The organism is Hahella sp. NS-SX17, assembly GCF_057367735.1.
In genome coordinates, this window is record NZ_CM170632.1 from 6,867,045 (window position 1) to 6,890,000 (window position 22,956).

Annotated in this window: 18 protein-coding genes, 5 tRNA genes and 2 rRNA genes (1 of these 25 cut by a window edge); all 25 read right to left on the reverse strand. The window is 48.7% G+C overall.

Annotated features, from left to right (window positions below):
• On the reverse strand, nt 1-639 hold the full coding sequence (gene rplC, locus AC2IBB_RS30830; protein WP_486330475.1) for a 50S ribosomal protein L3: 639 nt from the start codon (nt 637-639) through the stop codon (nt 1-3).
• 92 nt (nt 640-731) lie between these two features.
• Nucleotides 732-1,043, reverse strand: a complete 312-nt coding sequence (gene rpsJ / locus AC2IBB_RS30835) for a 30S ribosomal protein S10 (RefSeq protein ID WP_011399921.1) — start codon at nt 1,041-1,043, stop codon at nt 732-734.
• A gap of 153 nt (nt 1,044-1,196) precedes the next feature.
• A complete protein-coding gene (tuf, locus tag AC2IBB_RS30840; protein ID WP_305902780.1) occupies nt 1,197-2,390 on the reverse strand; it encodes an elongation factor Tu in 1,194 nt (397 codons plus the stop codon).
• A 55-nt stretch (nt 2,391-2,445) separates the two neighbouring features.
• Nucleotides 2,446-4,545, reverse strand: coding sequence for an elongation factor G (gene fusA / locus AC2IBB_RS30845; protein ID WP_486330476.1), 2,100 nt, complete (start codon nt 4,543-4,545; stop codon nt 2,446-2,448).
• An 18-nt stretch (nt 4,546-4,563) separates the two neighbouring features.
• Nucleotides 4,564-5,034, reverse strand: a complete 471-nt coding sequence (rpsG, locus tag AC2IBB_RS30850) for a 30S ribosomal protein S7 (RefSeq protein ID WP_011399924.1) — start codon at nt 5,032-5,034, stop codon at nt 4,564-4,566.
• A gap of 87 nt (nt 5,035-5,121) precedes the next feature.
• Entirely contained in the window at nt 5,122-5,496 is a 375-nt protein-coding gene (gene rpsL, locus AC2IBB_RS30855; RefSeq protein ID WP_127973663.1) for a 30S ribosomal protein S12, read from the reverse strand.
• A 134-nt stretch (nt 5,497-5,630) separates the two neighbouring features.
• The gene (rpoC, locus tag AC2IBB_RS30860) at nt 5,631-9,821 is read right to left on the reverse strand and encodes a DNA-directed RNA polymerase subunit beta' (RefSeq protein ID WP_486330477.1); all 4,191 of its coding nucleotides are present in this window, start codon (nt 9,819-9,821) and stop codon (nt 5,631-5,633) included.
• Nucleotides 9,822-9,939: 118 nt separating this feature from the next.
• Nucleotides 9,940-14,013, reverse strand: coding sequence for a DNA-directed RNA polymerase subunit beta (gene rpoB / locus AC2IBB_RS30865; RefSeq protein ID WP_486330478.1), 4,074 nt, complete (start codon nt 14,011-14,013; stop codon nt 9,940-9,942).
• Between the two features lie 183 nt (nt 14,014-14,196).
• On the reverse strand, nt 14,197-14,571 hold the full coding sequence (rplL, locus tag AC2IBB_RS30870; protein ID WP_486330479.1) for a 50S ribosomal protein L7/L12: 375 nt from the start codon (nt 14,569-14,571) through the stop codon (nt 14,197-14,199).
• Nucleotides 14,572-14,607: 36 nt separating this feature from the next.
• Entirely contained in the window at nt 14,608-15,138 is a 531-nt protein-coding gene (rplJ, locus tag AC2IBB_RS30875) for a 50S ribosomal protein L10 (protein WP_486330480.1), read from the reverse strand.
• A 194-nt stretch (nt 15,139-15,332) separates the two neighbouring features.
• Nucleotides 15,333-16,031, reverse strand: a complete 699-nt coding sequence (gene rplA / locus AC2IBB_RS30880) for a 50S ribosomal protein L1 (protein ID WP_486330481.1) — start codon at nt 16,029-16,031, stop codon at nt 15,333-15,335.
• 3 nt (nt 16,032-16,034) lie between these two features.
• Complete coding sequence (gene rplK / locus AC2IBB_RS30885) at nt 16,035-16,463, reverse strand: 50S ribosomal protein L11 (protein ID WP_486330482.1); 429 nt, start codon at nt 16,461-16,463, stop codon at nt 16,035-16,037.
• A gap of 96 nt (nt 16,464-16,559) precedes the next feature.
• On the reverse strand, nt 16,560-17,093 hold the full coding sequence (nusG, locus tag AC2IBB_RS30890) for a transcription termination/antitermination protein NusG (protein ID WP_486330483.1): 534 nt from the start codon (nt 17,091-17,093) through the stop codon (nt 16,560-16,562).
• Between the two features lie 10 nt (nt 17,094-17,103).
• On the reverse strand, nt 17,104-17,472 hold the full coding sequence (gene secE, locus AC2IBB_RS30895; protein ID WP_127973671.1) for a preprotein translocase subunit SecE: 369 nt from the start codon (nt 17,470-17,472) through the stop codon (nt 17,104-17,106).
• Between the two features lie 25 nt (nt 17,473-17,497).
• Nucleotides 17,498-17,573, reverse strand: a tRNA-Trp gene (locus tag AC2IBB_RS30900).
• 13 nt (nt 17,574-17,586) lie between these two features.
• Entirely contained in the window at nt 17,587-18,780 is a 1,194-nt protein-coding gene (gene tuf, locus AC2IBB_RS30905; RefSeq protein WP_305902780.1) for an elongation factor Tu, read from the reverse strand.
• 53 nt (nt 18,781-18,833) lie between these two features.
• A tRNA-Thr gene (locus tag AC2IBB_RS30910) sits at nt 18,834-18,909 on the reverse strand.
• Between the two features lie 20 nt (nt 18,910-18,929).
• Nucleotides 18,930-19,004 (reverse strand) — tRNA-Gly (locus AC2IBB_RS30915).
• Nucleotides 19,005-19,015: 11 nt separating this feature from the next.
• A tRNA-Tyr gene (locus tag AC2IBB_RS30920) sits at nt 19,016-19,099 on the reverse strand.
• 45 nt (nt 19,100-19,144) lie between these two features.
• Nucleotides 19,145-19,220: transfer RNA gene (locus AC2IBB_RS30925), tRNA-Thr, on the reverse strand.
• Nucleotides 19,221-19,253: 33 nt separating this feature from the next.
• Nucleotides 19,254-19,976, reverse strand: coding sequence for an SPOR domain-containing protein (locus AC2IBB_RS30930; protein ID WP_486330484.1), 723 nt, complete (start codon nt 19,974-19,976; stop codon nt 19,254-19,256).
• 14 nt (nt 19,977-19,990) lie between these two features.
• Nucleotides 19,991-20,707 (reverse strand): type III pantothenate kinase, encoded by a 717-nt coding sequence (locus tag AC2IBB_RS30935; RefSeq protein ID WP_486330485.1) that lies wholly within the window; start codon nt 20,705-20,707, stop codon nt 19,991-19,993.
• On the reverse strand, nt 20,704-21,681 hold the full coding sequence (gene birA / locus AC2IBB_RS30940) for a bifunctional biotin--[acetyl-CoA-carboxylase] ligase/biotin operon repressor BirA (RefSeq protein ID WP_486330486.1): 978 nt from the start codon (nt 21,679-21,681) through the stop codon (nt 20,704-20,706). The genes AC2IBB_RS30935 and birA overlap by 4 nt, the downstream gene beginning before the upstream one ends.
• A gap of 329 nt (nt 21,682-22,010) precedes the next feature.
• Nucleotides 22,011-22,123 (reverse strand): 5S ribosomal RNA (gene rrf, locus AC2IBB_RS30945).
• A 117-nt stretch (nt 22,124-22,240) separates the two neighbouring features.
• A 23S ribosomal RNA gene (locus AC2IBB_RS30950) occupies nt 22,241-22,956 on the reverse strand (it continues 2,175 nt past the right edge of the window).

Consider the following 22,956-nt stretch of genomic DNA (forward strand, 5'->3'; position numbering starts at 1 on the left):
TTATGCTTTAACCGCGGGCTTGATAACCACGTCTGCGCCGGTCGCTCCAGGAACTGCGCCCTTAATTAGAAGCAGACCTTTCTCTTCGTCGACTCTTACCACTTTAAGAGTCTGTACGGTGACGTTTTTATTACCCATCTGGCCGGCCATTTTTTTGCCTTTGAACACACGTCCAGGGGACTGGTTCTGGCCAATAGAGCCAGGAGCGCGATGAGAAAGAGAGTTACCGTGAGTAGCGTCTTGAGTAGAAAAGTTCCAACGTTTGATAACGCCAGCAAAACCTTTACCTTTTGAACGCCCAGACACATCTACTTTTTGTCCGGCTTCAAAAATAGAGACAGGGACTTCGTCGCCAACCTTGTACTCAGCCGAGTCAGAGGCGTCCAAAGTAAATTCACAAACAACACGTCCAGCTTCCACACCGGCCTTAGCAAAGTGGCCAGCCATGGGCTTATTTACGCGAGACGCTTTAACTGAGCCAGAAGTCACTTGAATCGCGCGATACCCGTCAACCTCAAGACTTTTAACTTGAGCGATAACGTTCTTTTCGACTTGAATCACAGTGACCGGGACGGCTGCGCCGTCATCTTCAAACAAACGAGTCATGCCAGCCTTACGGCCGACTAAACCAATCGCCATTTTTCACCTCTTAGTGCACGGGGCTTTCACCCTCTATGGCCACATACAAAAGTGTTACACCAATGAAGCGACGCTATACGCGCCAACCTTGCTTAGCCCAAGCTAATCTGAACATCAACACCAGCAGCAAGATCTAACTTCATTAGTGCATCTACAGTTTTCTCTGTAGGCTCAACAATATCCAACAAACGCTTATGAGTACGAATCTCATACTGATCGCGCGCATCTTTATTTACGTGCGGAGAGATTAGCACCGTAAAGCGCTCCTTTTTAGTTGGCAAAGGAATTGGCCCGCGAACTTGCGCACCAGTACGTTTTGCCGTATCTACGATTTCTTGCGTAGACTGATCGATTAAGCGATAGTCGAACGCTTTTAGCCTGATTCTAATTTTCTGGCCTTGCATTTATTTACTCCGAATCCGACGACGGAAGACAGCCATACCCTACAAAAAGGAGCCGCATTTTAAGCAGCTGGCCATTTCCTGTCAAGAGCACTTTTTAAACAGCTCAATAAAAAAGGGGGAGCTAACTCCCCCTTTTCTTATAGCCGACTTGTTTTACTCGAAAATTTTAGCAACAACGCCAGCACCAACTGTACGCCCACCTTCGCGAATCGCGAAGCGCAAACCTTCTTCCATCGCGATCGGAGCGATCAGGCTGACTTTCATTTTCACGTTATCACCAGGCATAACCATCTCTACGCCTTCAGGCAGCTCACATGCACCAGTCACGTCCGTAGTACGGAAGTAGAACTGAGGACGATAACCTTTAAAGAAAGGCGTGTGACGACCACCTTCATCCTTGCTCAGAACGTATACTTCTGACTCAAAAACGGTGTGTGGAGTAATTGTGCCTGGCTTAGCCAACACTTGACCACGCTCGACGTCGTCACGCTTAGTGCCGCGCAACAATACGCCAACGTTCTCACCTGCACGACCTTCGTCCAGCAGCTTACGGAACATCTCAACACCAGTACAGGTAGTCTTAGTGGTATCTTTAATACCAACAATTTCAACTTCCTCACCAACCTTGATGATACCGCGCTCTACACGACCAGTCACAACCGTACCGCGACCAGAGATAGAGAATACGTCCTCAATCGGCATCAGGAACGGCTTGTCGATTGCACGCTCAGGCTCAGGAATATAAGCATCCAGAGTCTCAACCAGCTTCTTAACAGCGCTAGTACCCATGCCGTTATCATCTTTGCCTTCCAACGCCAGCAGCGCTGAACCAACAATAATCGGAGTATCGTCACCTGGGAATTCGTACTGACTCAACAGGTCGCGAACTTCCATCTCAACCAACTCAAGCAGCTCTTCATCATCAACCATGTCCGCTTTATTCAGGAACACGACGATATAAGGAACGCCAACCTGGCGCGCCAACAGGATATGCTCACGAGTCTGAGGCATAGGGCCGTCAGCCGCCGAACAAACCAAAATTGCACCGTCCATCTGAGCAGCGCCAGTGATCATGTTTTTCACATAGTCAGCGTGCCCAGGGCAGTCAACGTGCGCATAGTGACGAATGGGGGATTCGTACTCAACGTGAGAAGTCGCGATAGTGATACCACGCGCCTTTTCCTCTGGAGCATTATCGATACCGTCAAACGCCACCGCTTGACCACCCCAAACTTCAGAACATACGCGGGTCAAGGCCGCTGTCAAAGTAGTCTTACCGTGGTCAACGTGACCAATGGTGCCTACGTTTACGTGCGGCTTGCTGCGTTCAAACTTTTCTTTTGCCACAGTTAGTTCCTCTCTAAATCACTATTCTAAAAAGTTTCAACTACGAATGATTAAACTATTTGCTGCGTGCGCTAATAATAGCTTCAGCAACATTATTTGGAGCTTCCGAGTATTGAGCAAACTCCATTGTGTATGTTGCACGACCTTGAGTCGCAGAGCGCAAGTCAGTTGCATAACCGAACATCTCGGCCAAAGGCACTTCCGCATTCACAACCTTACCAGACACGCTTTCATCCATACCCTGAATCAAGCCGCGACGCCGGTTCAAATCACCTACTACGTCACCCATATTTTCTTCAGGAGTGACCACCTCAACCTTCATAATAGGCTCAAGCAGTACGGCACCACCCTTGCCTGCAAGCTGCTTCGTAGCCATGCTGGCGGCAATTTTAAACGCCATCTCGTTAGAGTCAACGTCGTGGTAGGATCCATCAAATACGGTCGCCTTCAAAGCCAGCAATGGATAGCCAGCCAAGATACCGTTCTGCATCTGCTCTTCGATACCCTTCTGAATTGCAGGAATGTATTCCTTTGGAACAACACCACCAACAATTTCATTAACAAACTCCAGCCCTTCGCCTTCCGCACGGGGCTCGAACTTGATCCATACGTGACCGTACTGTCCGCGACCACCAGACTGACGAACGAATTTACCTTCAATTTCACAGGTATTACGGATAGCTTCTCTGTAAGCTACCTGAGGCTTACCAATATTCGCCTCAACTTTAAATTCGCGACGCATCCGGTCTACGATAATATCAAGGTGAAGCTCACCCATACCGGAAATAATAGTCTGCCCTGTCTCCTCATCAGTCTTGACGCGGAAAGATGGATCTTCCTGCGCAAGCTTGCCCAGAGCAATACCCATTTTTTCCTGATCGGCTTTAGACTTCGGCTCAACAGCAACGGAAATAACCGGGTCCGGGAACTCCATACGCTCCAAAGTGATCACATTGTCCGGATCACACAACGTATCACCAGTGGTGACATCTTTAAGCCCGATCATTGCGGCAATATCGCCAGCTCGCACTTCTTTAATTTCTTCACGGTTGTTTGAATGCATCTGCACCATACGACCGATACGTTCCTTCTTGCTCTTGACCGGGTTATAAACACCAGTTCCGGATGCAAGAATGCCGGAGTAAACCCGAATGAAAGTCAGCGTACCGACAAATGGGTCTGTAGCAATCTTGAACGCCAGGGCAGAAAACGGCTCGTTATCATCAGACTTGCGCACTGCAACAGTCTCGCCATCATCCAAAATACCTTCAATAGCCTTTACTTCAGTAGGAGAAGGCAGGTATTCAATAACTGCGTCAAGCACCGCTTGAACACCCTTGTTCTTAAATGCAGAACCGCCCAGCACCGGGACAATTTCGTTAGCCAAAGTACGAGCTCGAATCCCAGCCTTGATCTCTTCCTCGGTTAACTCACCCTCTTCCAGGTATTTATTCATGTAGTCGTCGTTTGCTTCCGCAGCAGCTTCTACCAACTGCTCGCGTAGCTGGGCGCACTTATCCTGAAGATCAGCGGGAATATCCTGGTACTCAAAAGTCATACCCTGATCCGCTTCATTCCAAATAATGGACTTCATCTTCACCAAGTCCACAACGCCCTTGAACTCATCTTCAGCGCCAATAGTCATCTGAAGAGGGACTGGGGTCGCGCCCAGACGATCCTTCAACTGCTTAACAACACGTTCAAAATTAGCTCCAGCACGGTCCATCTTATTAACAAAAACCATGCGAGGAACTTCGTACTTGTTAGCCTGACGCCATACCGTCTCTGTTTGAGGCTGAACACCAGAGGAACCGCAAAGAACAACTACAGCGCCATCAAGAACACGCAAGGAGCGCTCAACTTCAATTGTGAAGTCAACGTGTCCTGGAGTGTCGATAATGTTGACGCGATGCTGTTCAAATTGCTGCTGCATGCCCGCCCAGAAACAGGTTGTCGCCGCGGAAGTAATAGTAATACCGCGCTCTTGCTCCTGCTCCATCCAATCCATTGTCGCCGCGCCGTCGTGCACCTCACCAATCTTGTGAGAAAGACCGGTATAAAACAAAACACGTTCTGTTGTCGTTGTTTTACCTGCGTCAACATGAGCACAGATACCGATATTACGGTAGCGCTCTATGGGAGTTTTACGTGCCACGATTAATTACTCCAAAGATTAAAAACGGTAATGGGAGAAAGCTTTGTTAGCTTCCGCCATACGATGGACGTCTTCACGCTTCTTGACAGCAGCTCCGCGACCTTCAGCCGCTTCCAACATTTCCGCCGCCAAACGCGCAGCCATGGACTTTTCTCCACGCTTACGGGAGTACTCAACCAACCAACGCATAGAAAGCGCCATCTGACGGGATGGGCGAACTTCTACGGGAACCTGATAAGTAGCGCCACCTACACGACGAGATTTAACTTCAACTAGAGGCTGAATATTTTCTAGAGCAAGCTCAAATGTTTCAATCGGCTCTTTTTTTGCTTTGTTGGACACAATATCCAGAGCACCATAAACAATACGCTCAGCCACTGACTTCTTACCACTTTCCATTACGTGGTTAATGAACTTAGCCAGCTTCTTACTTCCGAATTTAGGGTCCGGCAGGATTTCACGCTTCGCAGCGACTCTTCTTCTTGGCATGATAAGCCCTCAAAAATAAAAAAGGTCTTCAGGTAAATCTGGCATAGCTTAACGCCAACCAGCCTTACTCTTATCCAGTAAATGTTATCAAGACTTCGGACGCTTGGCGCCGTATTTAGAACGACCCTGTCTACGATCGTTTACGCCTGCAGTATCCAAAGTACCGCGAACAGTATGATAACGCACACCCGGCAAGTCTTTTACCCGGCCGCCGCGAATCAATACAACGCTGTGTTCTTGTAGGTTATGACCTTCACCACCAATGTAGGAAGTTACTTCATAGCCGTTTGTTAAACGAACACGACATACTTTCCGCAAAGCTGAGTTTGGCTTCTTAGGGGTAGTCGTATAAACACGGGTACATACGCCGCGACGCTGCGGACAACCTTGAAGCGCGGGAACATCGCTCTTTGCGACCTTACGGCTTCTAGGCTTACGCACCAATTGGTTAATGGTTGCCATTCAAGCTTACTCCGTTAACAACAGATAGATATTTAGTGCCCAACTATAATAAGGGCGCCAAGTGTACTGACGCCCATTCAACGAGTCAAGGCGACCGAGGCCAAAAAACCACCAGCCGCCTTCGACATTGCAGATTATTTATTCAGTTCTGCGCTTAACGCCTGAACAACATCTGCTGCGCTAACGCCACCTTCCTTCTGCATGCGTTTACGTCTTCTTTCCTGATGATAGGCAGACCCCGTACCAGCTGGAATGAGCCGACCTACTACCACGTTTTCTTTCAAGCCCCTTAAGTGGTCTTGCTTACCAGTTACGGCTGCTTCCGTCAGAACACGGGTTGTTTCCTGGAATGATGCTGCAGAAATAAAGCTCTCTGTAGCCAATGACGCCTTGGTGATACCCAACAATACCCGCTCATAACGAGCCGGCATTTTCGCTTCCTCCCCAGCCTTCTCATTCTCTTCCAGAACTTTAACCAGTTCGACTTGATCGCCTTTTATGAGGGTGGTATCTCCTGAACTCATTACGTCGACTTTCCGAATCATTTGTCGCACGATAACTTCAATGTGCTTATCGTTTATGACAACGCCCTGGAGACGGTAAACATCCTGAATTTCGTTAATGATGTACTTAGCCAGCTCACCAACGCCCAGCAACCTCAATATATCGTGAGGATTAGATGGGCCGTCGGAGATAACTTCACCTTTCTCTACGCTCTCACCTTCAAACACGTTTAACTGACGCCATTTAGGGATCAGAATCTCAAACGGATCTGTATTGTCTGTCGGTGTAATAACAAGACGTTTCTTTCCTTTGGTTTCCTTACCAAAGGAAACAATTCCAGAGATTTCGGCAAGTATTGAAGGCTCCTTCGGCTTACGCGCCTCAAACAAGTCCGCAACCCGCGGAAGACCACCGGTAATATCACGAGTCTTTGAAGTCTCCTGCGGAATCCTAGCAATAACATCACCAACCTCAACGTTATCGCCATTCTTCAAACTAAAAAGCGAGTTAGGAGGCAGGAAGTACTGCACTGGCGTATCAGTACCCGGAAACTTCATTTCTTTGCCGTTTGCATCAAGCAACTGCAGCATAGGACGAATGTCTTTTCCTGATGCAGGTCGATCCTTAGGATCCATAACCTCAATATTAGACAAACCAGTGATTTCGTCAGTCTGAGTCTTAACGGTAATACCCTCTTCGACTCCAACGAAGATTGCTTTACCGCCGACCTCAGTGATAATCGGATGCGTATGCGGGTCCCATTTGGCGACAATCTCGCCAGCTGCTACCTGCTGCCCTTGCTTCACGCTCAACTCAACGCCGTACGGGAGCTTGTACCACTCTCTTTCACGACCAGCTTCATCCGCTATCGCCAGCGCGGAAGAACGAGAAACAACGACCAAGTTACCGTTCTTTCTTTCGATGTGCTTGAGGTTATGCAAGCGCACTGTTCCGCCGTGCTTAACCTGGATGTTATCGACCGCAGAAGCCCGAGACGCCGCACCACCAATGTGGAAGGTCCGCATCGTCAACTGCGTGCCAGGTTCACCGATTGACTGAGCAGCGATAACACCGATAGCCTCGCCAACGTTAACCAAATGACCACGCGCCAGATCCCGACCATAACAGCTTGCACATACACCATACTTGGTTTCGCACGTAATTGGGGAGCGAACTAATATCTCATCGACCCCCGCCTTTTCGAGCGTCTCAACGGTAGTCTCGTCCAGCAGAGTGCCCGCGGGCACAACAACGTTCTGGTTATCTGAAGCAGAGTAAACGTCACTCGCTGTAACACGCCCCAGCACTCGGTCTCCCAACGGTACAACAACATCTCCGCCCTCAATATGAGGAGTAACCAGCAAACCTTCAGACGTACCACAATCCAAGTCAGTCACGACCAAGTCTTGCGCCACATCCACTAAACGACGGGTCAAGTATCCAGAGTTAGCGGTCTTCAATGCGGTATCCGCCAGACCTTTCCGTGCACCGTGCGTAGAAATAAAGTACTGGAGGACGTTAAGGCCTTCCCGGAAGTTAGCCGTAATAGGCGTCTCGATAATTGAGCCATCGGGTTTCGCCATCAGTCCCCGCATACCTGCCAGCTGACGAATCTGAGCAGCTGAGCCCCGCGCGCCAGAATCAGCCATGATATAAACGGAGTTAAAGGAATCCTGATCGACTTCTTTACCCTCTTTATTAACGACTTTTTCCTTCCCAAGACGGTCCATCATTGCCTTGGAAACTTTATCGTTTGCACGAGACCAAATATCGATAACCTTATTGTACTTCTCACCTTGCGTTAGCAGACCAGAAGCAAACTGGGACTCAATTTCTTTAACTTCATTTTCCGCTGCGTCGATAATCTTCGCCTTCTCTTCTGGAATAACGAAGTCATTCACACCAATTGACGCGCCAGAAAGCGTCGCGTAGTAAAAACCGGTATACATAATCTGGTCAGCAAAGATGACAGATTCCTTCAAACCAACGCGACGATAACAAGCATTAATCAGTCGGGAAATCGCCTTCTTGGTCATGTTCTGGTTAACCAACGAAAACGCCAACCCTTCAGGGAAAATATCAAATAAGAGAGCACGGCCGACCGTGGTGTCGACAACTGAGATCGTCACAGTCTTGTTTCGCTCTTCATCGATAACCACGTCGCGAATCCGAACCTTCACTTTTGCCTGAAGATCAACTTTCTTGGCTCCATACGCGCGCTGGACTTCCTTGATATCGGAGAAGACCATGCCCTCGCCTTTCGCATTGATGCGCTCTCTTGTCATGAAATAAAGGCCAAGAACAACATCTTGCGAAGGAACGATGATTGGGTCCCCGTTAGCCGGCGAGAGAATGTTGTTTGTAGACATCATCAACGCACGCGCTTCCAACTGAGCCTCTAGCGTCAATGGAACATGAACCGCCATCTGGTCGCCGTCGAAGTCCGCGTTATATGCTGTACATACCAAAGGGTGCAGTTGAATTGCTTTACCTTCGATCAGTACTGGCTCGAATGCCTGAATACCCAGTCTGTGAAGAGTTGGCGCACGGTTTAACATAACAGGATGTTCCCGGATAACCTCGTCCAGAATATCCCATACCACCGCCTCTTCACGCTCGACCATTTTCTTGGCCGCTTTAATCGTCGTCGCTAAACCACGATGTTCAAGTTTGGAGAAGATAAATGGCTTAAACAGCTCCAATGCCATTTTCTTGGGCAAGCCACATTGATGCAGGCGTAAAGTCGGGCCGACAACGATTACAGAACGGCCAGAATAGTCAACACGCTTACCAAGCAAGTTCTGACGGAAACGCCCCTGCTTACCTTTGATCATATCTGCCAAAGACTTCAATGGGCGCTTATTAGAACCCGTGATAGCCCGCCCGCGACGGCCATTATCCAACAGCGCATCCACAGATTCCTGCAACATACGCTTTTCATTACGAACGATAATATCAGGAGCATTCAATTCCAGCAGACGCTTCAATCGATTGTTCCGATTGATGACCCGGCGATACAAGTCGTTCAAATCACTAGTGGCGAATCGACCGCCATCTAGAGGCACCAAAGGACGCAGGTCAGGCGGCAGCACTGGCAAAACTGTGAGAATCATCCATTCGGGGTGATTACCTGACTCGGCAAACGCCTCCATCAACTTCAAGCGCTTAGACAGCTTCTTGATTTTGGTCTCAGAGTTAGTATTGGGAATCTCTTCACGAAGCCGCTCGATCTCGTCTTCCAACTCTAAATCGGCCAAAAGTCCCTGGATTGCTTCAGCCCCCATACGGGCGTCAAACTCGTCACCAAACTCTTCCAAAGCCTCATAATACTGCTCGTCAGAAAGCAGCTGCCCTTTTTCAAGGGTGGTCATGCCTGGATCGATTACTATGAAAGATTCAAAATACAGCACGCGCTCGATATCACGTAATGTCATATCCAGCAGCAAACCAATACGCGAGGGTAATGACTTCAAGAACCAGATGTGCGCAACTGGAGAGGCTAATTCAATATGCCCCATGCGCTCTCGGCGCACGTTAGCAGGCGCCACTTCCACGCCGCACTTTTCACAGATTACGCCTCTGTGCTTAAGACGCTTATACTTCCCGCAAAGACATTCATAGTCCTTGATTGGGCCAAATATTTTCGCGCAAAAAAGTCCGTCTCGCTCAGGCTTGAAGGTTCTATAGTTAATAGTTTCGGGCTTTTTGACTTCACCAAATGACCAAGAACGGATCATATCAGGCGACGCCAAAGAGATACGAATCGAGTCAAATTCGTGAGCGTAGTTCTGATTTTTAAGTAAGTTCAGCAAATCTTTCATTGGCTAAGGCCTCTGACTGATCAATAAGGGCGATCTTGTCGCCCACAGTTAATTCGGTTCGCAGCAAACATCCGCTCCTGTCAAGGCAACGGATGTTTGTGAAGGTTCACGCCGCGTCTTAGTTGGCCTCGAGCTCGATATCGATACCCAAAGAGCGAATTTCTTTAACCAATACGTTAAATGACTCCGGCATACCCGGCTCCATACGGTGGTCTCCGTCTACGATGTTTTTGTACATCTTCGTACGCCCGTTAACGTCATCGGATTTAACCGTGAGCATTTCTTGCAGGGTATAAGCGGCGCCGTAGGCTTCCAGAGCCCAGACCTCCATTTCCCCAAACCTTTGTCCACCGAATTGAGCCTTACCGCCCAACGGCTGCTGCGTAACCAGACTGTAAGAGCCAGTAGAACGAGCATGCATTTTGTCGTCGACCAAGTGGTTCAACTTCAGCATGTACATATAGCCCACAGTTACTTGGCGTTCGAAGCGCTCGCCGGTACGACCGTCATACAGCCAGACCTGCCCGCTATCATCCATGTCTGCAAGACGCAGCATCTCCTTTATTTCTTTCTCTTTCGCGCCATCGAAAACCGGGGTAGCCATCGGCACGCCTTTTTTCAGGTTGGCAGCCAACACCAGAACCTCGGAGTCTGACAGTGAGTCCAGATCTTCGTTTCTCCCACCGATTTCGTTATAGATTTCGTGCAAGAACTTACGAACTTCCGCAGCTTGCTTTTGCTCCGCCAGCATACGGTTAATCTTATCCCCAAGACCTTTAGCGGCAGCACCCAAGTGAGTCTCAAGCACCTGTCCCACGTTCATACGTGATGGTACACCGAGCGGATTCAGTACGATATCGACAGGATTGCCCTGTTCATCGTAAGGCATGTCTTCAACTGGCTTAATCGCGGAAATAACACCTTTGTTTCCGTGCCTTCCCGCCATTTTATCACCTGGTTGAATACGGCGTTTCACAGCAACGTAAACCTTAACGATCTTCAAAACGCCAGGAGCTAGATCGTCACCAGACTGCAGCTTACGCTTCTTGTCTTCATAACGATCTTCAATGCTCTTACGACGCTCCTGCAACTGCCCTTCTGCTTTTTCAAGCAGTTCATTCAGTTGCTCATCCGCCATATTCAACTTGAACCATTCTTCTTTTTCGAATGCGTTAAAGTGAACTTCCGTCAGAGCATCACCTTTCTTCAAACCAGGACCACCGATTACCGATTGACCCAACAGTGCAGAGCGCAAACGCTCAAACGTCGCGCCTTCAACGATCTTATACTCATCGTTAAGGTCTTTGCGGAACTTGTTCAGCTCGGTTTGCTCGATTTCTTTCGCACGCTGATCTTTCTCAACGCCATCGCGAGTAAATACCTGGACGTCGATAACCGTTCCACGCATACCGGTTGAGACACGCAGAGAAGTATCTTTTACATCAGAGGCTTTTTCACCAAAGATGGCCCGCAAAAGCTTTTCTTCCGGAGTTAGTTGCGTCTCACCTTTCGGCGTCACCTTGCCGACCAGTATATCGCCGGGCTCAACTTCAGCGCCGATGTATATGATCCCCGAGTCATCCAACTTCGCTAATGCGCTTTCGCCTACATTGGGAATATCCGCTGTAACTTCTTCCGGCCCCAACTTAGTATCACGCGCGACGCAGGTTAACTCCTGAATATGAATCGTTGTGAAGCGGTCTTCCTGAACAACCCTTTCTGAAACCAGGATAGAATCCTCAAAGTTATAACCGTTCCAAGGCATAAACGCGATGCGCATATTCTGCCCGAGAGCCAGTTCGCCCAAATCCACAGACGGACCGTCGGCTAAAACATCGCCGCGCGCAACTTCGTCACCTTCCATCACTAAGGAGCGCTGGTTAATACAAGTATTCTGGTTGGAGCGCTGGTATTTAGTAAGGTTATAAATATCAACCCCTGCATCACCTGCTTCCGTCTCGTCATCGCTCACGCGGACAACAATACGAGCAGCGTCGACGCTAACAACTACTCCACCACGTCGTGCAACTACGCACACCCCGGAGTCCTGCGCTACATAGCGCTCCATACCAGTTCCCACCAGAGGCTTTTCCGCCTTCAACGTAGGAACAGCCTGCCGCTGCATGTTCGACCCCATCAGGGCTCGGTTAGCATCGTCATGTTCAAGGAATGGAATCAGAGACGCCGCCACGGAAACAACCTGACGAGGAGATACGTCCATCAGGGTTACTTTTTCCGGAGGCATAACGGTAAATTCGTTCTTATGGCGAACAGTTACCAGCTCATCGATCAGCCGACCATTCTCATCTACAGCCGCACTTGCTTGCGCTATCACATATTCGCTTTCTTCAATTGCGGACAGGTATTCGATGTCATCGGTTACCAAGCCGTCCACAACTTTGCGATACGGGCTCTCAAGGAAGCCATATGCATTAGTCCGCGCATAAGTCGCCAAGGAGTTGATCAAGCCGATATTTGGACCTTCAGGGGTCTCAATAGGGCAAACTCGGCCATAGTGAGTCGGATGAACGTCCCGCACTTCAAAGCCTGCGCGTTCACGAGTCAAACCACCAGGGCCCAAAGCCGAAACTCGACGCTTGTGAGTCACTTCTGATAGGGGGTTATTTTGGTCCATAAACTGAGACAGCTGGCTGGAGCCAAAAAACTCTTTCACAGCGGCGGCAACAGGTTTCGCATTGATCAGGTCCTGAGGCATAAGTCCCTCGGACTCCGCCATGCTCAAACGCTCTTTAACCGCCCGCTCTACACGAACCAGCCCTACACGGAACTGATTTTCAGCCATCTCACCAACAGAACGCACACGACGGTTACCGAGATGATCGATATCATCCACTACGCCTTTACCATTGCGGATATCGATCAGCGTCCTCAGTACGTCAATAATATCCTCATGGCTTAGCACGCCTAAACCTTCAGTTTCTTCCCGCCCTAATCGACGGTTGAACTTCATCCGTCCAACTGCCGATAAGTCATAGCGCTCTTCGGAGAAAAATAAGTTATTAAACAGGTTTTCCGCAGATTCTTTAGTTGGCGGTTCGCCAGGGCGCATCATTCGATAAATTTCGACCAGCGCCTCTAATTGAGACCTAGTCGCATCAATACGCAAAGTATCAGAAACGAAAGGACCACAATCCAAGTCATTGGTATAAAGCGTTTCAACACGCTTGATGCCCGCTTTCTCAAATTTTTCGACAACGTCGTCTGTGATCTCAGTGTTGCACTCAACAATGACCTCTCCTGTTGAAGGATCAGCTATATTGGTTGCTGTTACCTTACCCAGTAGATATGAGCTTGGAACCCGCAGACGCTTTAACCCTGCCTTTTCCATTTGACGAATGTGTCTTGCAGTAACCCTACGCCCTTCTTCAACAATGAGATTGCCCTCATCGTCTTTAATTTCAAAGATAGCAATATCGCCTCGTAGACGGCTGGGAACCAAATCCAGGAAATATTCGCCCCCTTCTACTTCGAACAGGCTGTTCTCAAAGAACATTTCAAGCATTTCGTCAGCAGCATACCCCAAAGCGCGCAATAGGATAGTCGCAGGAAGCTTTCTGCGGCGATCTATACGAACGAATACGCAATCCTTTGGATCGAATTCAAAGTCAAGCCATGAGCCGCGGTAAGGAATAATTCTCGCAGAGTAAAGAAGCTTACCAGAAGAATGTGTTTTGCCTTTATCATGGTCAAAAAACACACCAGGAGATCTATGAAGCTGAGATACGATGACACGCTCAGTTCCATTAATTACGAAAGTTCCGTTTTCAGTCATCAACGGAACCTCTCCCATATACACTTCTTGCTCCTTGATATCTTTAATCGCCTTTGTGGACGACTCCTTATCGTAGATGATCAAGCGAACTTTAACCCTTAAGGGCGCTGCATAAGTAACGCCGCGCAGCTGACATTCAGCTACATCAAATACGGGCTGGCCCAGCCGGTAACTTACATATTCTAGGGCCGCATTTCCCGAAAAGCTGACAATTGGAAATACCGACTTAAACGCAGCATGTAAGCCGACTTCCTGCCGGTCTTCAATTACTACGTCTTGCTGTAAAAAATCATGATAGGAGTCTAGCTGTATGGACAGAAGGTACGGAACGTCCATTACTGCTGGAAGCTTTCCGAAGTCTTTACGAATTCGTTTTTTCTCGGTATAGGAGTATGTCATCGATATTCCCCAGCTTTCTTCAAACTGACTCTGGTGTGCTCGAAGGAGTTCGACAACCGCAAATACTTATTACGGTTCGTGCGAAATTTTGGTCGCAAAGTTATAGCTTGCACAACGGAAAACGGCTGACGTCGAATAAACGCCAGCCGAATTCTTCTTTAATAGCCTAAAGCTAGCAAAGTTTTACTTGAGTTCAACCGTAGCGCCGGCTTCTTCAAGTTCTTTCTTAGCTTTTTCTGCATCATCTTTAGAAAGAGCTTCTTTAACGGTTGAAGGCGCGCCATCAACCAGATCTTTAGCTTCTTTCAGGCCCAGACCAGTGATGCCGCGAACCACTTTGATCACGTTCACTTTCTTCTCGCCTGCAGACTGCAGAACTACGTCGAATTCGGTTTTTTCCTCAACTGCTGCTACATCACCAACAGCAGCAGGTGCTACTGCAACTGCAGCGGCAGCGGAAACGCCGAACTTTTCTTCCATTGCTTCAACAAGCGCAACTACGTCCATCACGCTCATTTCTGCGATTGCATTAAGGATATCGTCTTTTGACAGAGCCATTTCTAAAATCTCCTAAAAGCCAAAAATAAAAAACCGTTATGCCGCTTCTTGCTTCTTGTCGCGAACTGCCGCAACAGCACGAGTCACTTTCGAAGGGATTTCGTTCAGTGTACGTGCAAGCTTGGTAACAGGTGCTTGCATTACGCTCATCAACATCGCCAAAGCCTGATCCCTTGTCGGGAGTTTAGCCAGACGATCAATTTGATCCGCGCCAAGCATCTCACCACCAACAGCAAGAGCCTTGATTTCAAACTTGTCATTCTCTTTTGCATAATCCTTAAGCAGGCGAGCAGCTGCTCCAGGATCTTCCATTGAAAACGCCAAGATTGTGGGGCCAACAAAAGCTTCGCGCACACACTCGTACTCAGTGCCTTCAACGGCGCGACGAGCCAGAGTGTTACGCACGACCCTCAAAGAAACGCTTTCCTCACGCGCCTTAGCGCGCAGTTCAGACATCTTGTTTGAGGTCACGCCTCTATAGTCGGCAATCACCAATGACAAGGCCTTACTGGCAGTCTCATTGACTTCAGCGACAATCGCTTTCTTGTCTTCGAGTCTAATTGCCACCGGATTTCTCCTATGTGTACCGGCCAAGCCGGTTAGTCGTACTATGTCTCAAAGAGACGTTTACGGCTTTTAAGCAGGAAAACTACTATCAGCCGTCTGCGCAGGGCCTTTAATTTTCCCGACTTGCGGCGGGAAAAGCCTGCGGTCTTGGACAGCCTACGGCTTATGCCGAAAGACCACCAAAATCTTCATATTTAAACAGCCAAGCTGTTTTGATCAATCAATAGGCCTGGACCCATTGTTGAAGAAAGAGTTACCTTCTTGAGGTAAACGCCTTTTGCCGAAGAGGGTTTAATTTTTTTCAGATCCGCGATCAACGCTTCCAGGTTTTGCTTGATGTGTTCTGCCGAAAACTCAACATTACCCAAAGGCGCATGAATAATACCGTTCTTGTCAGTTCTATAACGGATCTGACCCGCTTTAGCATTTGTAACTGCCGTCTCAACGTCAGCGGTTACAGTGCCTACTTTTGGGTTAGGCATTAGACCACGAGGCCCTAAAATCTGACCCAGCTGACCAACAACCCGCATAGCGTCTGGCGTTGCAATAACAACATCAAAATCCAGATTACCTTTCTTCACTTCTTCGGCAAGATCGTCCATACCAACAATGTCCGCGCCAGCCGCTTTCGCTTTTTCAGCGTTTGCGCCTTGGGTGAAGACCGCTACACGAACGCTCTTTCCAGTACCGTTTGGCAACACCGTAGAGCTGCGCACCACTTGATCAGACTTACGTGCGTCTACACCAAGATTCACAGAGACATCAATTGATTCTTTAAATTTCACAGAGCCAGATAGCTCAGCCAAGAGAGCCACTGCATCTTCAATACTGTAAGCCTTACCAGCTTCCACTTTTTCACGAGTCGCCTTTTGGCGCTTAGTTAACTTAGCCACGTCTTACTCCTCTACGTTCAGACCCATGCTTCTAGCTGTGCCAGCGATAGTTCGAACTGCAGCGTCGAGGCTACCCGCAGACAAGTCAGGCATTTTAACATTCGCAATTTCTTCTAATTGCGCGCGATTTACTGTACCTACTTTCTCTGTATTCGGGCGACCAGAGCCACTCTTAATACCAGCAGCCTTTCTAAGCAATACTGAAGCAGGCGGAGTTTTAGTAATAAACGTGAAACTACGATCGCTATAAACGGTGATTACAACAGGAGTTGGCAAGCCTGGCTCAAGACTCTGCGTCTTGGCGTTGAATGCTTTACAGAACTCCATGATGTTTACGCCATGTTGCCCCAGAGCAGGACCAACAGGTGGACTTGGATTAGCCTGACCGGCCTTTACTTGTAACTTAATGTAGGCATTAACTTTCTTAGCCATTTTTCCTCCTAATGGGTATAACGCACTCAGTGCTCCCCGAACAGACACAAAAAGCTCGCCCCACAAGTAATGAAGCGAGCATTCGTCATGTAGACATTAGTCTTTTTCGACCTGACTAAACTCCAGATCGACAGGCGTGGAACGCCCAAATATTAAAACGGCCACTTTCACCCGACTCTTCTCATAGTCGACTTCTTCGACCACACCATTAAAGTCAGCAAATGGCCCATCAATGACGCGAACTACTTCACCTGCCTCAAACAAAGTTTTTGGCTTAGGCTTATCCGCACCACTCTCGACACGACGCAAAATCGCCTCAGCTTCTTTATCACTGATAGGTGCCGGTTTATCAGGAGTACCACCAATAAACCCTAACACTCGAGAGGTAGATTTAACCAAGTGCCAAGTGTCGTCATTCATATCCATCTGAACAAGCACATAACCAGGGTAAAACTTGCGTTCGCTTTTACGCTTCTTACCCTCTTTCATCTCGACAACTTCTTCGGTAGGAACGAGAATCTCTCCAAACTGATCCTCCATTCCCTTAAGCACTATGCGCTCCTTAAGGGAGCGCATAACATGCTTCTCGAAGCCTGAGTAGGCTTGAACAACAAACCATCGCTTAGACAAAAGCCTTCTCCTACCCTATTAAGCCTGACACAAGCCAGCTGATCAGAGAATCAATGACCCATAGCAGCAACGCCACCACAAGAACAAAAACAACCACAATCAGGGTTGTTTGAGTCAGCTCAGGTCTAGTTGGCCATACGACCTTTCTTATCTCCATACGAGCTTCTTTAAGCAAAACCAAAAAAGATTTACCTTTTTCTGTCTGCACAGCAACAAAGCCCGCAACAAGAGCCAAAGCAACAAGAGCCAATACACGATAAAGAAGTGACTGATCAGCGTAAAAAGAGTTACCAACAACCCCCACCGCAACCAAAGCAACAACAAGCAGCCACTTCAGTTTATCGAAAGCTCCAGAGCTTTTCTCTACGTTTGAAGACATATCTATCCAAACCTACAATTTAAGGTGGCAGGCCAGGAGGGAATCGAACCCCCAACCTGCGGTTTTGGAGACCGCCGCTCTGCCAATTGAGCTACTGGCCTACCTTAAAAAAGGTTACTCGAAAATTTTAGCAACAACGCCAGCACCAACTGTACGCCCACCTTCGCGAATCGCGAAGCGCAAACCTTCTTCCATCGCGATCGGAGCGATCAGGCTGACTTTCATTTTCACGTTATCACCAGGCATAACCATCTCTACGCCTTCAGGCAGCTCACATGCACCAGTCACGTCCGTAGTACGGAAGTAGAACTGAGGACGATAACCTTTAAAGAAAGGCGTGTGACGACCACCTTCATCCTTGCTCAGAACGTATACTTCTGACTCAAAAACGGTGTGTGGAGTAATTGTGCCTGGCTTAGCCAACACTTGACCACGCTCGACGTCGTCACGCTTAGTGCCGCGCAACAATACGCCAACGTTCTCACCTGCACGACCTTCGTCCAGCAGCTTACGGAACATCTCAACACCAGTACAGGTAGTCTTAGTGGTATCTTTAATACCAACAATTTCAACTTCCTCACCAACCTTGATGATACCGCGCTCTACACGACCAGTCACAACCGTACCGCGACCAGAGATAGAGAATACGTCCTCAATCGGCATCAGGAACGGCTTGTCGATTGCACGCTCAGGCTCAGGAATATAAGCATCCAGAGTCTCAACCAGCTTCTTAACAGCGCTAGTACCCATGCCGTTATCATCTTTGCCTTCCAACGCCAGCAGCGCTGAACCAACAATAATCGGAGTATCGTCACCTGGGAATTCGTACTGACTCAACAGGTCGCGAACTTCCATCTCAACCAACTCAAGCAGCTCTTCATCATCAACCATGTCCGCTTTATTCAGGAACACGACGATATAAGGAACGCCAACCTGGCGCGCCAACAGGATATGCTCACGAGTCTGAGGCATAGGGCCGTCAGCCGCCGAACAAACCAAAATTGCACCGTCCATCTGAGCAGCGCCAGTGATCATGTTTTTCACATAGTCAGCGTGCCCAGGGCAGTCAACGTGCGCATAGTGACGAATGGGGGATTCGTACTCAACGTGAGAAGTCGCGATAGTGATACCACGCGCCTTTTCCTCTGGAGCATTATCGATACCGTCAAACGCCACCGCTTGACCACCCCAAACTTCAGAACATACGCGGGTCAAGGCCGCTGTCAAAGTAGTCTTACCGTGGTCAACGTGACCAATGGTGCCTACATTTACGTGAGGCTTACTACGCTCAAACTTTTCTTTTGCCATTTGACCATCCCCCTAAAGAAATGAAGCAGCCGAGACTTTTATAGAATGCTTATTGGAGCTCATGACCGGAATTGAACCGGTGACCTCATCCTTACCAAGGATGTGCTCTACCGACTGAGCTACATGAGCAGAACAGAAACCACAATATGTGGAGCGGGCAGCGGGAATCGAACCCGCGTCATCAGCTTGGAAGGCTGAGGTAATAGCCACTATACGATGCCCGCACTTTAATAAGTGGTGGAGGGGGCTGGATTCGAACCAGCGAAGCTTGCGCGTCAGATTTACAGTCTGATCCCTTTGGCCACTCGGGAACCCCTCCCAAATTCGACACACCTCATTCAACAGAGACAATGCCTTTAAAAAATGGAGCTGGTGGACGGAATCGAACCCCCGACCTGCTGATTACAAGTCAGCTGCTCTACCAACTGAGCTACACCAGCTCTACATCTCGCCTGTTTCGCGAGGCCGCTATACTAAGGAAGTTTCATACCCGATGCAACACTTTTACAAAAAATTTGTCTCTTATTTGTATTTAAAGCTTTTTCACCCAAAACCTTATCCACTCTCGCCATAGTCTGAAGGCTTGCATCATCCTTAGTAGCCACCCAATATTCCAGCTTTTCCTTTGAAACTTCTTTTATTCTAGCTTCATACCCCTCACTTATTCTTTGCTTCAGGAGACGATTTGCCGAGTCCACATTCTTAAAAAGACCCAAAGAAATCCCATTCCTCAACTCGCCCTGACTAATCAGATAGCTATCAATCTTTCTTACCTGAAGCTCTCTCAACTTAATAATTGCCGTCTTACGGCTTTCCATTGGCTCCAAGTAAACCCAGTATTCAGGGGCCAAGCTAATATTGTTAGGGAATGTTATCGATTCAACCCCCCTTTTCGCCAAAGCCGCCTTCAAACCCAGAGCCACATCATTTTCTATAAATGGCCCCATCAACAAACAAAGCTTATCATCCTTTGACGCCTTCACTTCAGGCCCCCTATCAGGACTGGCGGGAGCAGGCAACACCTCGCCCTCTTTCACAACCACCTCACTTAGCATGGTCAATCGATCAGAACCCGATCCAGACACCGCAGCTCTACTTCGAACCTCCTCCAACCCTTCCCGCTTTTGGAGCTCAAGCCACTGAACAGCAAAAACCAACCCATTCAACATCAGTAGTGAGATAAAAATCCAGCGCACAGGTTCAACCCCAATCAATTCACAGGAACACCATTAGCAACAATCCTCAGCCCATCCAGAACCAGATCCTCTATATACGCATGAGCCTCAGCCCCTTCCAACAGGGCAGCACCACCGCCGCCAGTGCAAACGATTCGACTACCGGGATACTGGCGAGAAACACTCAAAAAAAATGCTTTCTGCATATGAAAAACCCCTCTTTCTATACACTCCCGCGTCGACTTACCTGGCAACAGATCAGAAGCATATTCGTAGACCCCCTTAAGCGCCGCCGCTTTTGTGCTTAAAGAATTCAGCATCAGTGAAGCCCCAGGAACAATATAACCACCTTTGTGCTCACCAGACTTGGTCACATAATCAACAGTAACCGCGGTGCCACAGTCAATTACACAAAGGTCTTCTCTATACTTGAAATAAGCCGCCACCAAAGCCAACCATCTATCAACCCCCAGAAGCGAATAGTCTTCATAAGCATTTATCAATGAGCCATAAGAAGCCTCTGTTTTCGCCCAGTACACCCTCAAAACCTTCTTAAGTGCAGCCCGAAGCTCCGTGTTAACTTCTACTGAGGCAACACTACTGATAAGAACCCTATCAAGCCCCCTTATAGGCAAGTCTCGCCCAAATAAGAGTTTATCGTAGCAACCCCCACCACGAGCGACTATTTGCCCTGATTCGATGAGGCGCCATTTTAATCCCGAATTGCCCACATCAAGATCAAGCTCTCTCATAAAATCGGCCTGACCGTAATTTCCCCCCCCGCCAAGGACCTTAGCTGACCATCGACACCACGCACAAGCGCATAACCTTCGTCAGAGACGCCAAGATACTCCCCCTCCCATTGGTCAGAACCACTCACCATCATCACCTTTCGCCCCCTCAGGAGATCATACTTTTCCCACACGTCCTTCACCCCCAAAAAGCCAACCTTTTTATAAGACTCAAGACAAGCCAGGATAGAGTCAACTAACGCCATACTAAGCTGATTTCTATCCACCCCAGCATTGCTAACCTCAGATAAAGCCACCCAAGGCTGGTCGATAGCTTCTCCAGCCTCTCTTTCCATATCAACATTTATCCCTACACCGATCACTACGTGCACAGGCCCCTCTTGCTCCCCCTGAACTTCCAATAGAAGTCCAGCCAGCTTTTTCTCTTCACACCAAACATCATTGGGCCATTTCAACGAAACTTGAATGCCACACAGTTTTTTAATTGCATCAGCAACAGCTGCACCAATCGCAAGGCTTAACCCATTAAGAACCGGGAACCCGCCTATTAGCTTTATCGCCACGCTCATATAAATATTCTGCGCAAATGGACTAACCCACACCCTTCCGCGACGTCCCCTGCCAGCAGTTTGCTGCTCGGCGAGCAAAATATCATACAGACCTACAGGCAAGTCTTTACTGCACTCCATTAGCTTCACATTAGTGGAATCTACAGACTGCGCCACAGTTAAATTACGTAACTTACTCTTCCACCGCCCCCCAAGCCGCTCTTTTAACTGCAACTCGTTAAGCAATGTCAACGGCCGCTCGAGCCGATACCCTTTCCCCTTTATGGACTCAACACCTAACCCATACGCCTCCAGCTGCGAGATATGCTTCCATACAGCTGTTCGCGTAACGCCCAAAGCCTCTCCTAACTCAACTCCAGAGTGACACCCACCATCAGCAAGAATTTCGATCAATTTTTTGTTCATATACACCCTCACTCCCCCAAAAACGAGCAGCTCGATTATGACAAAGTTCATCGCAGGCCAAAACCACAATATGAGAGAGAGGCGCGCACACGCCAAGAGAGGTATATGGAAAACTGGACAAGGACAGAGTAAGGGTTAGGCATCTCCTTCTCAACCCTGCTTCACTTGTCGCATTAAGGGCAGGTGAAGCTTATTCAGACGCTGAGCACTGAGCGATAAGAGTGAGTGATGACAGGGAGAGAAGGGCCTGGAGCGAGCTTATGTTTCGGCCTGGGCTAAATGACAGGCATAAAAAAACCCGCCACAAGGACGGGTTCTTCGTATTAAGAGCCTGACGACGACCTACTCTTGCATGGGAATCCACACTACCATCGGCGCTGGACTGTTTCACTTCTGAGTTCGGAATGGGATCAGGTGGTTCCAGTCCGCTATGATCATCAGGCAAAACTGTTAAGCTTTGTCTTAGTTCTAGCTTGTCTAGTTGGCGCTTGGTCAGAAGACCTTTAACTTGGATAAGCAGTTATACTCAATCAATACCGGTAAATTACTTCGGTGTTATATGGTCAAGCCTCTCGGGCAATTAGTACTGGTTAGCTCAACGCCTCGCAGCGCTTACACACCCAGCCTATCAACCTCGTGGTCTACAAGGGCCCTTTAGGAGGATCAAGTCCTCAGGGAGATCTTATCTTGAAGGGGGCTTCCCGCTTAGATGCTTTCAGCGGTTATCCCGTCCGAACGTAGCTACCGGGCAATGCGATTGGCATCACAACCCGAACACCAGCGGTTCGTTCACTCCGGTCCTCTCGTACTAGGAGCAACTCTCCTCAAATCTCCAACGTCCACGGCAGATAGGGACCGAACTGTCTCACGACGTTCTAAACCCAGCTCGCGTACCACTTTAAATGGCGAACAGCCATACCCTTGGGACCGGCTTCAGCCCCAGGATGTGATGAGCCGACATCGAGGTGCCAAACACCGCCGTCGATGTGAACTCTTGGGCGGTATCAGCCTGTTATCCCCGGAGTACCTTTTATCCGTTGAGCGATGGCCCTTCCATACAGAACCACCGGATCACTAAGACCTACTTTCGTACCTGCTCGACGTGTTTGTCTCGCAGTTAAGCGCGCTTATGCCTTTACACTAACCGTACGATGTCCGACCGTACTTAGCGCACCTTCGTGCTCCTCCGTTACTCTTTTGGAGGAGACCGCCCCAGTCAAACTACCCACCACACAGTGTCCTCGACCGGGATTACCAGTCAGAGTTAGAACCTCA

What these genes read in the sequence shown, in the direction of transcription:
- birA (WP_486330486.1), bottom strand. Translation starts at nt 21,681, where the DNA reads ATGAACAAAAAATTGATCGAAATTCTTGCTGATGGTGGGTGTCACTCT.
- rpsG (WP_011399924.1), bottom strand. Translation starts at nt 5,034, where the DNA reads ATGCCAAGAAGAAGAGTCGCTGCGAAGCGTGAAATCCTGCCGGACCCT.
- rpsL (WP_127973663.1), bottom strand. Translation starts at nt 5,496, where the DNA reads ATGGCAACCATTAACCAATTGGTGCGTAAGCCTAGAAGCCGTAAGGTC.
- rpsJ (WP_011399921.1), bottom strand. Translation starts at nt 1,043, where the DNA reads ATGCAAGGCCAGAAAATTAGAATCAGGCTAAAAGCGTTCGACTATCGC.
- rplK (WP_486330482.1), bottom strand. Translation starts at nt 16,463, where the DNA reads ATGGCTAAGAAAGTTAATGCCTACATTAAGTTACAAGTAAAGGCCGGT.
- secE (WP_127973671.1), bottom strand. Translation starts at nt 17,472, where the DNA reads ATGTCTTCAAACGTAGAGAAAAGCTCTGGAGCTTTCGATAAACTGAAG.
- rpoC (WP_486330477.1), bottom strand. Translation starts at nt 9,821, where the DNA reads ATGAAAGATTTGCTGAACTTACTTAAAAATCAGAACTACGCTCACGAA.
- rpoB (WP_486330478.1), bottom strand. Translation starts at nt 14,013, where the DNA reads ATGACATACTCCTATACCGAGAAAAAACGAATTCGTAAAGACTTCGGA.
- rplL (WP_486330479.1), bottom strand. Translation starts at nt 14,571, where the DNA reads ATGGCTCTGTCAAAAGACGATATCCTTAATGCAATCGCAGAAATGAGC.
- rplC (WP_486330475.1), bottom strand. Translation starts at nt 639, where the DNA reads ATGGCGATTGGTTTAGTCGGCCGTAAGGCTGGCATGACTCGTTTGTTT.
- AC2IBB_RS30935 (WP_486330485.1), bottom strand. Translation starts at nt 20,707, where the DNA reads ATGAGAGAGCTTGATCTTGATGTGGGCAATTCGGGATTAAAATGGCGC.
- tuf (WP_305902780.1), bottom strand. Translation starts at nt 18,780, where the DNA reads ATGGCAAAAGAAAAGTTTGAGCGTAGTAAGCCTCACGTAAATGTAGGC.